Raw genomic sequence first — 14,085 nt, 5'->3', positions numbered from 1 at the left:
AGGGTAATGGTTTGATCTGCACCTGCATTAACAACAGGAAGTTGGTTTGTTTGTGGTGCTACAGATTCCTGGAAGAATGCAGGAGCACCTGTTAAAACTACATTATCAATACTTAAAACCGTAGTACTATCAGTTTTGGAAAAATTCCAGTCTTTTTTCTGCACATACCCGGATGGAATAATAGAAGAAGGAAAACTGATCTTTCCAGTCGCCAATTCTGAGAGGTCAGTTGATGTTTTGGCCCACAATACAAATACATAAGAACCATCAGCACCTTTGAAGGCGCCTCCATCCACTGAGGCTGGAAGGCTTAACGCTGCAGTCTTTATTGCATCATATGTTTTACCGTATAAAAGGTCAGAAGTGGTTTTCATTGCTATGCCCTGGTCTGTTGGTGTAGCATTATATGGCTGTTTGTCACCAAAATAATAATAACAACCAAAAGCATCCCAATGGTCAGTTGCTGCATTGACTCCATCTGCAGTACTGAACCAATATGTTTGTTTAATCTGGCCATCCATTTGTGTTTTAACATGTGCTTTGATCATATAATTTCTTTGCACTTCGTTCCCTCCAAATTGGCTGGCATCAGTTTGACGGCTCATCCCGGTTTCTGTACAAATAAATTGTTTGGCAGGATAGTTACTGGCATCATATCCGTAACTATGTAATAATGCATCCATCCTGTTCTTTACCATGAGATGCTTGGCAATGGCAGAATCTGAATGGCGGTAATAGTAAAATCCATCGGCACTTGCTGGTTCACCAGGTTCAGCCCAATTACGTAAAAGAAACTCAGGGTAAGTATGAAAGGAAAGGATATCAAAATAAGCCCCTCCTTTTAAAGGAAATTCACTGGTTACTTTACCCCCATCCGGATTATCACTGTTACGTAATAAAGCATCAAGGAATGATCGATTTCCAATTCCACCTGTACAGACATATGCGCTTGGCTGGTATTTTTTGATTACTTCCCAGCTAATGCGAAGCATGCGGATGTAATATTGAACAGGAGTTCTCAGATTTACAAGATCTTCAGGTGTTGGATCATGGAAAAACCAACTATTAGGATTAGGAGGATTGGCATCACCTAACCAACCACCATCACCATAAGTAAAATCCGGTTCATTCCAGACTTCGTAAAACTTTATATACTTTCCATAGATTTTAACCACTTTATATAAATAGGCTGCAAAAGTATTTTTAGGGTTTACTTCACCATTAATAAATGTTGGCTCATATAATCCTTTAAACACTTTAGCCTTACTATCGGTTCCCGTATAGAAAGCAGTATCCCATTTATTGGCATCTCTTGGACCGCCAATCATAACTGTCGTTTCTGTCGATCCCAACATAGTCAAATGTTCATAGTCACCAAGCAAAGAACTATCACCGTATAATCCAAGGTAATTATCATAGATCTGTGTTCTGAATGCTTTAGCTCCGATTCCTTTCACATTATTTCCTGTGCCCAAATCCATAATTTGTTGAGTGCTCCAGTTTGATCCATACCATCCAGGGTTTAGCCCGTACCCGTATTTTCCATTATATGAATTGAAAGATTCAAAATCATTGGCAGTAGGTACTACTGAACCGGTTTGAATACTACTAACTGTGATGCTAACATCATCCCACGCGGAGGCTCCATTATTATCTTTCACGGTGAGGCGGAATACATAAATTCCTGCTTCAAGCCCGGTTACATTTGTTGAAGCGGTTGAAGGAGTTTCAATAATTGCATTTCCCCCGGTTAGTTTGGTCCAGCTATAGGATGCAATAGAGCCATCAGGGTCCGAACCATTTCCATTCAGCATAACTGAATTCAGGGGAAGTGTAAGTGCTTTATCAACTCCCGCATTAGCTTTTGGTGATTGATTGGGAGCATTTCCTCCAAGGATTTCAAGCCAGTTAATGTTCCAGCCGTTGGTAGACACTGATTGCAATCGAATCGATTGATTGCCAGCAGTTAGACTAATTGAAACTGGTACGGTTTGCCATGCCTGGAATCCTCCGGTAACTGGAACATTTACAGTAGCCAGAATAGCACCACTACTATCTTTTATTTGAAACTGAGATCCGGTATACGGCGTAGCCAGCCTTAAATTGATTGTATAAATACCAGGGGTAGGAACAGAAAAAGTATAATCCATCCAGTCATTCTGATCGATCCAACCAACATCCAAAGTTCCACCTGCATCTGAACACGGTTCGGTTTTTACTCCACTCATTGAGCTCCAGTTCTCAGCCTCTATTTTATAGCTAGGACCGGAATAAGGTTCTGGGTTTACAATAATATTTACATCATCAATAGCCGTAGCTCCCTGGTTATCAGTTACCGTCAAACGGAAAACATAGTTTCCCTGGGCAAGTCCGGAAATTGTTGTTGAAGCTGATGAAGGTGAAGTTATAGTTGCTGCATCTCCAGATATTTTGGTCCAGCTATATGAAGCCACAGTACCATCAGCATCCGAACCAATACCGTTCAATGTGGTAGAATTGGAAGGAAGCGTAATACTTTGATCAGCTCCAGCATTAGCAGAAGGGGGTATGTTGGTTGCTAATGCCGTATTTTTAGAAAACTGCAGCATCCACTCATATATATTCAGGTTATTTTCCCTGAAAGTAGGGTCAAAAGTTTTTGTCCATGCGTCATGACTGTTTACGGGCCATATGGTTTTTTTGGCTATTCCTCCATCATTGGTAATATTGGCCACCCAGTCTTTGGTATAAGAAGAAGGAACAGTTCCATCAAAATCATTATGTGTAGCCCAGACAGGAAGTTTGGCTGAAGCTATAGCCTGGGCTTTACTTTGGTCGGGCCACGAAGCTCCGCAAACAGGTACTATCGCAGCTGCTTTAGTTGGATAAGCCGATGCAAAATCCCATGTTGCCCCTCCACCCATGCTCAATCCTGTTACATAAATACGGTTTTGGTTTACCCTGTAATTATTAATAACATAATTGATAACATCATTTACATCAGATCCTGAAGGCCAGCCTTTAAATTGGGGGGAAATAATAATAAATCCTTGTTGCTGACCATCAACATTGAATGATTTGGGAAAGCCACCATCATTGATCAACCTGGGTAAGGCATACCAGCAGTTCAACAATTTGGGTAAATCTGTTGAGGTGCCATTCCCCAATTCCCCAAGTCCATGAAGGAAAATGATCAGGGGATAGGTTTTGGCATCAGAATTATAGGTGGAAGGAAGATATTCGTAATAACCGCCGGAGTTAGCTGTGGTGGTTATATACTTAGGTGTTTGTACCTGTGCATATGCATTACTTACAATAGTAGCACACAGCACTAACAAGAGTAGAACTCTCTGGCTTTTCATAGTGACTGGATTTTAGGATTTTGGATTGTCCTTGAAAAGCTACCAACATGGTAAATGTTGACCTCTTTTCGTGGACTAAAGTAAAGATAATCGCAATTGAAAACTATAGTAGAAATTCGACATTTTGAAAATAGAAATTAGTAATTCCTCTTAGTATTTACCGGGGATTGTACTAGTTAGATTCGGAGAACATATTATCATTTATTTTCTTTGAGTCTTCTATATAACAGGCCCGGTAATTGGACAATAGGAAGGATTCTTTTTATTTTGTAGTAATTTATGGTCTTTGATTCCTGAATATACTAATGGGTAATAAATTAAAAAGAGTCCTGCATTTTTCTGTATGTTTGAACGCACCCTTAAAAACCTTGTAAAATACCCTTGAAAAAGTACTTTTCATCATACTGGATCCGGTCAGCCTTTTATACTTTCTTACAGCGGTTTTCATTGACCCTTTTTGGCTTTGTTAATTTCCTGATTTTGATCAGGAGTTTATCTAAACCACAAATGGGAGTTTGGGCTTTTTTCCTGGTTGTTACTACCTTATTTGAATCCACTAAATCAAACCTATTAAAGAATGCCCATATTAAATTTGTAGGTAATAATAACAGGGAGAAGACAGCAATAGCCTCTTCTTCACTATTAGTGAATGCCTCCATCAGTATATTATTTATAATTTTTCTATTCTTATTCTCTGGTACTCTAAGTAACTGGTTGCATACAGGAAAAGAACTCGAGGATATGTTACGATGGTTTACTCCTGGAATGTTAGCCCTTATTTACTTTTCACATTTTGAAGCGGTTTCTCAATCCCATCTTGATTTCAAGTCCGTTTTTGCAGGCTATTTTGCAAGGCAGGTATTATTCTTTGCTTTGGTGGTGGGGCACCAGTTATTAAAGATTCCTTTTTCCCTGGTACATCTTGCCATTTACCAGTCGGTAAGTATTGTTTTGGGCGCTATTGTACTTTTCCTGTTTGGTAGAAAACATCTTTTATACAGTTTTAATCCTACCATGGAATGGATTAAAAAACTTCTTGGTTTTGGGGGGTATATTTTCGGAATAGGAATCACTTCCAGTATATTTTCCAACCTAGACCAATTAATGATAGCTAGATTTACATCCAGCAAAAGTATGGTAGCCAGCTATAATGCCGCCACACGCATTAGTGGCCTTGTAGAAATACCTTCTTATTCTGCTGCAGAAATATTACTTCCAAAGGTTTCCCAGGTAGATCTTAGAGAAGGCCCTCAACAGGTAAAATATATGTACGAACGTATGGTTGGCATTCTCTTATGTCTGACCACTCCCGCAGCCCTTTTTATTATCATTTTTCCGCACTTTGTCGTTACGCTGATTGCAGGAGCCCAATATGCTGATTCTTCTTTTATTCTGCAGATGTATATGCTTTCCGGGTTAGTAAAGCCTATTCAAAACCAGGCGGCCAATATTTTATTGTATATCGGAAAGGCAAGGTTATGCTTTCTTTTAAACATATTATTTGTTGGTATCAATGCAGGGTTGAATTATATATGCTTTATACAATTCGGACCTTATGGTGCTGCCATAGGAAATGTTATAGGTTGTGTATTAGGTACTATAGTCTGGTATAACATTCTGAAGAAAAGTATTGGTGTAAATTTTAATAATATCTGGAAATATATACTTGATACCATTAAAACCATCATGGAAAAATTGGCAATATTGTTTAAAGCAAAACAGGTTCAGTTGTAAATTCCGGATCATTTTACTTTGCTCCCTATAAACCGTATATTTCACAGGTCATTAAAACCCATAATAGTTAGATTCAGATAATGTCCTCGATCAAAGAAAAAATAAAAGCCAATAAAAGATTAAAGGGATTTGTTCACTGGCTTATCGTCCCTCCCTACCAGGCCAGGCCACGGAAGTGGGTCAGCTGGTTTGTTAATCCTTTTTATCATAAGAGGGGGCAGCATTCAGTGGTAAGAAGAAGTACCCGTATGGACGTTTTGCCATTTAACAGGTTTGAACTGGGAAGCCTTTCTACCATTGAAGATTTCTGTACTATAAACAATGGTGTGGGTGATGTGATCATTGGTAACGAAACAAGGATTGGTATGGGTAATGTTATTATTGGACCAGTTACTATTGGTAACTCAGTAATTTTTGCACAGAACATTGTAATGAGTGGCTTGAATCACAGTTATGAAGATGTAACTCTGCCTATAGATAAACAAAAGGTTACTACCGCTCCCATTATTGTAGAAGATGAATGCTGGATCGGGGCTAATGCTGTAATAACGGCCGGTGTCACAATAGGCAAGCATAGTGTAGTGGCGGCAGGTGCTGTTGTAACAAAAGATATCCCTCCTTTCTCTGTTGCTGTAGGTAATCCGGCCAGGGTAATTAAGCAATACGATTTTGATAAGAAAGAATGGATAAGAGTCTCTTAATATTTCATGCCTGTCATACTATTCGGCAGGTAATTAATCATTGTATATGCGGATAGGAATAGAAGCGCAGCGCATTTTCAGGCCCAAAAAACACGGCATGGATGTGGTGGCTATCGAATTGATCAAAAATCTCCAGCAACTGGACTACAAGAATGAATATGTAGTATTTAGTAGAAAAGGCATTGAGGATAATACAATACTTGAAACAAGCAACTTCAGACTTGATAAATTTTCGGCTTTCACCTATGCTGATTGGGAGCAAATTCAATTACCACGAAAAATCAAAAACCAAAAGATCGATATTTTACATTGCACTGCCAATACAGCTCCTTTAGGATCTTCAGTTACCTTATTACTTACACTTCATGACATAATCTACCTGGAAAATGTGGATTTTAAAGGAACTGCTTATCAAAACCTTGGCAATCTTTATCGAAGATGGCTGGTACCTAAAATTGTAAATAAGGCTTCACTCATTCTAACTGTTTCTGAATTTGAAAAAGAAAATATTCTAAAACGGATGCCTTCAACTGAGGGGAAAGTAGAGGTATTATACAATGGGGTTAGTCCACAGTTCAATGCAGATTACAGTCAAAAACTGGTGGAAGATTTTAGAAAAGAATTTAACCTGCCTCCTCAGTTTATTATGTTTCTTGGCAACACTGCACCCAAGAAGAACACCCTGAATGTCATAAAGGCTTATGTTGATCTATGTATAACACATGGAAATAAAATTCCACTGGTTTTACTTGATTATAAAAAGGAAATGGTGATCAAGGTTCTGCAGGAATTAAGGCAGCCCGAACTCATTAATAGCTTTATATTTCCTGGTTATGTACCTCACCAAAAGATACCGTTGATGTATAATGCCGCAACTCTTTTTTTATATCCTTCTTTACGTGAAAGTTTTGGCTTACCTATTTTAGAAGCTATGGCTTGTGGCACCCCTGTTATTACTTCAACTACTTCTTCCATGCCCGAAATAGCTGGGGATGCAGCCTTGTTGGTAGATCCATTCCAACCTGGTGAATTGACAGCCGCTATGCACAAGGCATTAAAAAATAATGATTTGTTGGAAGATCTAAGATCAAGGGGGTTGAAAAGAGCAGCATCATTTACATGGAAGGCTTCAGCAGAAAAATTGTTGAAGGTCTATGAATCAATTAGAAATTTCACAACAAAAGGCAGTCGATAATATGTTTATTAAGCACAATTACAATGGTCTGTAAACCTGCCATTGTGTTACACCAGGTCAGCCTTTCTTTTCTTCACATTGAATTGCGAATTGATAAACTGTTTCAACTCATTGTCCGTTTTTGCATGAAATATCCTGGCTCCGGAAAGTTTAGGATACAATGTATTAAAGCAGTTGAAGGTATGTTCAGGTCCTTGTTTTGAAAGAATCACATTGGTTCCTTTGAAATAGCTGGCCAAAACCGAAGTACCTCCGTGAGTTGAAATAAAGTTTTCGCAGTTGGCATAGACCATTAATTGTAAATGATTAAAGTTCCTGGCTCCGCCTCTGTTCTCCTTATATAGATCATCCATTAAAACAACCTCCGGATGATTGGCCCTTATCCACTCGATTTCATTCAACTCGTAAATATCACTGTTGTCCATTGTGATTTGCTTGGGCCCCGGCCTGTTGTAAATGATGGTGTAGGAATCCTTCAGGTTTTGAAAAATGTAATCAAGCATTTCTATGCTTAAAAAAGAAATAGGAGGTCCGTCCCACTCTTTGTTAAACCTGTTTGCTACAATAAGGGTAGGTTTTTTGTAAACATAAATATCATTCTTATAAACCTCTTTTAAAGGAACCGGTAACCATTTTTTCATATCATAGTCATGGCTGTATAAAACCCGGGGCACTTCGTAATTGAAATTGCCTTCATTAGTCCTTACATCATATACTTCTTGATGATCTGGTGAAAAATAATAAAATTCAGAAGTAAAAGTGGAAGATAAAGTTGATTTAAGTGTTCCATTTTTATAATGCCAATAAGCAAATGGTAATACAAATTGCAACTCAGGACCAAATTCACCACAATAAGAGATGGTCTTGTACTTTTTCTTTGTGATATAATCTTTAACTACATATTTCCATTGGGCTAATTCACAATGATAAGTATCCCGGATAAAATAACGGAGGTTAGAGTCAATTTTTTTATACCGGTTATGTATATAAAGTCCAAAAACTTTATTTAGTAATTTTGTAAACATGGTTGACTATTAAGTTAAAACAAATGTTTTACCCATAAGCGTCTTAATGGGATTAAGTTTTATTAAAAAGCTATGCATTCATCATTATCTCTTCGAATGCAGCAGCCCGGCTTTCCCAGGTATGCTGGCCTGCCAGTTGAATACGAGCCTGTCTCAGAAATTCAGTATCATTATCCAATGCTTGCTGAATACTCATTGAAAATTCTTCGGCTGTTGAACAGTAAGGCACTAATTCTCCTGTAAAATTCTTTAGATCCATATTAAAGTCTGTTGCAACAACAGGTTTACCCGAACCAAGGTATTCAAACAATTTCATAGGGAAAACGGTAGCACTATCCTCATACTTACGAAAAGGGATGATAGCTACATCGAAGGTTTTTAAAACATTTGGCAGATTGGAATAAGGTATGCGACCTATGAAATGAATGTTATCTATTGTATTGATATATTCAGGTACATATTCTTTTTCAACAGGTCCTGCAAATACAAAGCTTTTGTCCTGGTTCATCAATGCGATTTCTCTCAGCATTGCATAATCAATGCGCTTTTCAATATTGCCAAAATATCCTATGATTGGCTTCTTAAAACGGGCAAGTCCTTCATATTCAGGAAGGTTTTTGTCTGTAGCCAGTATGCTATGCTTAATGTCTGCAGCGTTTGATACAAAAAAAGTTTTGGGATGAACTTTTTTCTTTTCATCACGAAGCTTTTGACTGGTACAAACCACCAGGTCACTATCTTTTACCAGGATATCTTCTGAAACTACACCATGCTTGGCATCATATGGCATGATAACCGGGTCAATGCAATGGTAGATCTTAAGCGAAGGCTTTATATTCAAGTATTGAGTAACGTTTGGATAATGAAATACCCAGGAATTTATAAAAATATAGTCTTTTATATTTTTCCTGGACAAGATAGTATTGATCCTATCCGCAATTTTTTTATCGTTTAGCTTTAAAAGTTTTCTGTAAATCTTTCCTTCCGGTAAAAAATGGAGCGAATAAAGGGGTGGAACTATCAGAATATTAAGGTTGGGGATAGAAGTTTGGATGACTCCATCATTTCTTCCTTCAAAAGCGTCCTTTCTTACTTTATATGCTTCTGTATTCTTAAGCCTCATAGCATCCCTTGTTGTAAAGGGATAATCTATATAATAAACTGTATGATTGTTTTTTGCAAATTCCTTTGCCAGGATAAAACTTACAGATTCATATAAGTGATCAAATCTGCCATATCCAAAAAGGAAAATTGTTTTATTTTTTGCCTGCATAGGGTGATTTCGAATTATGAAAGAATGAATTCATTTCCTGTATTTCAAATCAGCTGCAATACTTGCAGCATTTAGACTATAGCAATTGTTGAGCCTGCTTTTTACGGCAGTCCGAACAAACTATAGATCAATAAAAATACAAAGCAAAATTAAACATCACTCTTTTGCAACAAGGCTGCAGGAGTCTTAGCCATAATCCAGAAGTCGTACAGAATGTTGGCCTGCCGTGCATAAGAAATATCAAGACTTATTCTTTCATCTATAGACATTTCTGCTTTTCCACGCTTTTTAATCTGCCACAATCCGGTAATACCTGCAGGAGCCATGAATCGCTCAACAAATTCATTAGTGGTTAGTGTTGCTGCTTCATAAAGTGGTAAAGGTCTGTTACCAACCAGCGACATATCACCTTTTAAAACATTAAAAAGCTGAGGCAATTCATCAAGACTGGAATTGCGAAGGAATTTACCAACTTTAGTGATACGAGGGTCATTAGCAATTTTAAAGAACTTAGCACCATTAGAGGCCTGGCCATATTGATTCAGGTGGGCTAATGCCTCGATCTTTTTATCGGCATTTACGACCATGGTCCTGAACTTATAAAATTTAAATATTTTAAAGCCCCTTCCAGCTCTTTTTGCTGCATAAAATATAGGTCCTTTGGACTCTAATCTTATTACCAGGGCGATCAAGGCAAAAATAGGCAGGGCTATAATCAACAAAATAGAAGAGATCAATACATCCAGAATTCTTTTAAATAAAGAGTATTCTGGTTTCACACATTCTTCTTTCTGGTTTAAAGCCATATTATATTCCTTGGCTTGCTTCAGGAAAGAGATCTTACTGGAAAGATCAAACTGCCAGTTGGAAAGATCTATTACATCATCAACCATATTAGTGTAAAAGCCCAATTCTTCTTTTGGAAGCTGGCATTCATTATATAATACAGGTATAGAGTTATAGCCCTTGCCCAACGACCTGATAAAGCAATCAAAATTTTTCAATTCAGCAGCATTATAAGGCACATCCAGTATTATTACATCAACTGTTTGTTCATTAAAATTTTCTGATTTAATCAATTTTTTGGCGTTTTCCAGGTTCTCAGCAATAACTCCGGAAATGGTTGTATTTAATAAAAACTTAATGGAAGTATCATCCTTGCCAACATATAGGAAAAAAAGAGGGCTTTTTTCGTTAGTTATGGTAGCTACTCTTAAATACTTTCTGGTTTCATTTTGCGATGCCTTATTTAATAGATCTGCTTGCATTGTTTCTGGTTTTAGGGTTTGGGTTATTGATAACAGGATTAAACATTACTCAACATGGTCTCTGTTGTGAGGTTTTTAATAGCTGCAATCAAGTCCACCGGATTAAAGGGTTTGAAAAATATCTCGTCTAATTCAAATTCATATGACTTCTGCTTTACCGAATCATTATTTTCTGTAGCTAATACAATTACAGGTATTTTATATAACCTGCTGCTTTTTATATGCTGTATCAATTCCCAACTTTGTTGGGGTTGAAAATCCACATCTACGATAAGGGCACCAATTTGCTTATTTACTTTCAATTGGTGGTTAGCCTGGAAAACGTCTGTTACGGGTACAAAGCGATATTCTTTCTCAAAAATCGTCTGTAACAGGTAGTTCATGGCTTTATTGCCATTTACACTTAAAATACTTTTGCTCATAGTACAATAGGGTTGATTAGAATCTCACATTATCGGGGTACAGGTCTTACTGAACTATGGCAATTCAAGGCATTGGAATTTTTATGGCATTTAGCCAGGACAGGGTTTGGATCGGATAACAAGCTATCTGGAAATTTCAATAAGGATTCTTGAACGCGGTTTGCTCAAGCAGTATTGAAGACGGTTGATCAAAGGTATTATGAGACCGGGTGGTCGCTGGATAGAAATATAGGATTTCTCTTAATGATCTAAAAGTATAATTTTTATATGGTACATACAATTTTTTTTAGGGTCACAATTAATAATTATTAATATTTCAAAAACCAAGCCATCAGTAGATTTCTAAAAATTGTGGAATCTCTTGTGCCTGACTTCTTTAATATACCATAATTTATACCATATATACTTTTAACCCTGGTACATGTAGTGAATGGCAAAACTAATTACGTTCAGTAGAAGCGCATAAACTACCATTCCTTTAAAAAGCCATTTGGGAATAGAAACCGCACCCAATGCAGTAAGAACAAATAATAATGGAAGAAAATCCAGCGTAAACCTGCTGGTATTTACTTGTTCAAGGCCGTTATTATGATAAAATAATTGTCCTGTTAATATTATAACGACCGTTATCCATGCACCAATCTTGAGGAATTTTGGCCATTGAGCCTTTAAACTTGCCACTAAAAAAGGGCTGGCCGCTAAAACTGAGGTACCCCAAAGATCCATATCCTTAATATTGAGGTAAGTTTTACCCTGAAAATCAATATTGAAGCCCTTGATCAATACGGAATATAGGTTGAAAAGAAAATATCTTATATTAAAGACTCCAAATTGATCTACCCTTTCTTTTAATACCCCTATGAAAATGATATGGTCATAGCCAGTATCAAAAACATTTCCGAAGCGCTCATAATTATAGGCCATGTATATAACTATGAATAAACCAATCGGGCTGAGAAGTTCTAAAACTGTTCTCCATTGCAGTTTTGACCTCTTTTCCTGGTTTATATAAAGCATATAGATCAATGCAAATACAACATAAAATATAGTGAATTGGCGGGTAAGGAAGGTGCAGCCAATAAAAATGCCTGCTAGCCACCATCTTTTTTTTCCTAAAAGTTCATTGATCAATAAAAATTGAAACAGTATGGATATGATATGGGCAAATGCATACACATGATGGCTGGTAAAAAGGGCAAACCAATAGCCTGTACCAAAAATAAACGCAAGTAACAACCAGTTAATAAAAGACTGGGGTATCTGGAGTCTAACCAGGATTTTATATAACAAGTAAAGATTTATACAGGAAATTAAAGTGGCAATGGCTACTGTATTTACCTGGCTTGCACCAAAAATGGCCACAAAGGGCAATAATATTATTGACGGCAAGGGAGGATAAGGCAGGTAATAATTATTTCCATAATGTACCATATCACCATAATAGGCCATTTTAGGAAGAGACAATTTGCCATGTAACAATGATTCGGCAAAAAGAGTATAACCGTTGTTCAATCCATTATTCTGGTAGAAATTAATAATGGCAGGTATCTGTAGTATGATGAAGGCGATGAAATAAATACCCCAATCTTGTTTCGTAGGGGACTCAAAGCGGGAAAGCCTTCTGATTCGATCTATCATCAGTTGAAAGGTAATTATCAAAATTGTACTCTAATAGTTTTTAATGGGTAAAGTGCAAATGTATCGTTCAAAATGAATGGGTGATACCAAACTCAATGTAACGTACCGGTATTCAATATATAAAATCTATTCCCAGCCCTGTCTTCAGTCAAAAATATGATTTATAAATGCCTGTTTAGATATGTAAATAGCGATAGTATTATTAAAGAAACTTAGATAACATTGATTCTTTAGCAGAATAAACTAGTCTGGAATTGCCAGGTTTTAATCGCTGAAATACAAAAGTTGCCAGCAACAGGATGCTTACCAGTATTCCTATCGCCGGCAACTGGGGAATATTTTTAAGGAAATATCCGGATGCCAGGATGAACCCGTGTAATAAACAAATGGTCCTGGATGTAAAGCTATGGCTCCAGCCATTATTTGTCAGTAAGTGATGAATATGATTTTTGTCCGGTGAAAAAGGGGATCTGCCCTGCCAGGTCCTTATGGCAAATACCCTTAAGGTGTCAAATACTGGTATCGCCACAATTCCAAGGGCAAATACAGGTGCATTGACAATAATACTTTCAGTATATAAACCCGAGTTAATCTTGATGATCTGTACAGAAAGCACTGCCACAACAAATCCCAATACCAATGAGCCGGTGTCGCCCATGAAAATGCGTGCAGGGTTAAAATTATAATACAAAAAGCCCAGTAAGCCCCCGCCTAAAGCAAAAGCTATTATAGCGTTATTTCCGTCTTTGCACAAAGTGAGGATGATGCCAAGAATGATAAGGCTCATGAATCCAAGCCCACCTGCCAGTCCATCTATGCCATCTATCAGGTTAAAAGCATTGGTGATTCCTGTAATGGTAATGATAGTAATAGAATATTGAGCTGCCAGTGGCAATTGTTCAATTCCAAAAAGCCCATTAAAACTTTCGATTCTTATTCCACTAAAAGCTATCAAAGAAGCCACTGCAGCCTGTATGGCCAGTTTATAGCGTGCAGGCATGTTTCTAAGATCATCCATGATGCCTACGGCAAAAAGGGTGCATATGGAAAAGAAAAAGGAAATGGTCAGGATGTCGTTGGTGAACCGGTACCATAGCAGGCAGGCAATTACCAGGCTGGTAAAACTCGCTATGCCTCCCATAGTTGGTATGGGCGTACTATGCTCTTTTCTGTCATCGGGTACATCAAAAAGGTGGAAACGATTAACGACCCTGATCAGTGGTGGCATGACCAGCATAGCAATGATGAACGCAGTGACAAACGCCAGGATGCTGAATTTAAATGCAGAAAAGTTGAGGTTGATTTCGTTTAGCAGTTGCAGCATAGCAGATATTGGTTTCGGAAAAATAGGGATTTATACTTATTAAAGCAATAATCTTTTGGTTATACCTGGATAGTTTTCTGGTAATTCTGGTAGGGTAGAACTTCCTTAAAACTATAAAACTGGATAAAGATCAATTGCTGGTTGTACTTCGCGTTCCGGCGGGT

General features: G+C 37.5%; 10 protein-coding genes. 3 read left to right on the top strand and 7 right to left on the bottom strand.

Features of this window, described 5'->3' with window-relative positions; genetic code table 11:
• Positions 1-3,341, bottom strand: a 3,341-nt coding sequence (locus tag BP74_RS07960) for a PKD domain-containing protein (protein ID WP_496372832.1), incomplete at its 3' end; no start/stop codon positions are given.
• Positions 3,342-3,722: 381 nt separating this feature from the next.
• Here BP74_RS07960 and BP74_RS07955 point away from each other — a divergent pair.
• From BP74_RS07955 to BP74_RS07945, 3 genes are all read left to right on the top strand, one after another.
• A complete protein-coding gene (locus tag BP74_RS07955) occupies positions 3,723-5,075 on the top strand; it encodes an oligosaccharide flippase family protein (protein WP_496372830.1) in 1,353 nt (450 codons plus the stop codon).
• A gap of 80 nt (positions 5,076-5,155) precedes the next feature.
• Positions 5,156-5,776, top strand: a complete 621-nt coding sequence (locus BP74_RS07950) for an acyltransferase (RefSeq protein ID WP_496372828.1) — start codon at positions 5,156-5,158, stop codon at positions 5,774-5,776.
• A gap of 46 nt (positions 5,777-5,822) precedes the next feature.
• Positions 5,823-6,971: a glycosyltransferase family 4 protein gene (locus tag BP74_RS07945; RefSeq protein ID WP_496372826.1), complete on the top strand. Its 1,149-nt coding sequence runs from the start codon at positions 5,823-5,825 to the stop codon at positions 6,969-6,971.
• 47 nt (positions 6,972-7,018) lie between these two features.
• On the opposite strand, the gene BP74_RS07940 is transcribed toward BP74_RS07945, so the two are convergent.
• The 6 genes from BP74_RS07940 to BP74_RS07915 form a co-directional block, all read right to left on the bottom strand.
• Positions 7,019-7,996 carry a hypothetical protein gene (locus BP74_RS07940; protein ID WP_496372824.1) on the bottom strand — a complete coding sequence of 326 codons (978 nt, stop codon included), beginning with the start codon at positions 7,994-7,996 and terminating at the stop codon, positions 7,019-7,021.
• A gap of 70 nt (positions 7,997-8,066) precedes the next feature.
• A complete protein-coding gene (locus BP74_RS07935) occupies positions 8,067-9,269 on the bottom strand; it encodes a glycosyltransferase (protein WP_496372822.1) in 1,203 nt (400 codons plus the stop codon).
• A 149-nt stretch (positions 9,270-9,418) separates the two neighbouring features.
• Entirely contained in the window at positions 9,419-10,537 is a 1,119-nt protein-coding gene (locus BP74_RS07930) for a sugar transferase (protein ID WP_496372820.1), read from the bottom strand.
• Between the two features lie 38 nt (positions 10,538-10,575).
• Positions 10,576-10,959: a response regulator gene (locus BP74_RS07925; protein WP_496372818.1), complete on the bottom strand. Its 384-nt coding sequence runs from the start codon at positions 10,957-10,959 to the stop codon at positions 10,576-10,578.
• A 408-nt stretch (positions 10,960-11,367) separates the two neighbouring features.
• Positions 11,368-12,597 (bottom strand): glycosyltransferase family 39 protein, encoded by a 1,230-nt coding sequence (locus tag BP74_RS07920; RefSeq protein WP_496372816.1) that lies wholly within the window; start codon positions 12,595-12,597, stop codon positions 11,368-11,370.
• A gap of 202 nt (positions 12,598-12,799) precedes the next feature.
• Positions 12,800-13,921: a glycosyltransferase family 4 protein gene (locus BP74_RS07915; protein ID WP_496372814.1), complete on the bottom strand. Its 1,122-nt coding sequence runs from the start codon at positions 13,919-13,921 to the stop codon at positions 12,800-12,802.
• Positions 13,922-14,085 lie beyond the last annotated feature (164 nt).

The organism is Flavisolibacter ginsengiterrae DSM 18136 (assembly GCF_059568575.1).
Note: the sequence above shows the minus strand (reverse complement) of the source record. Positions and strands in the feature narration are given on the sequence as shown.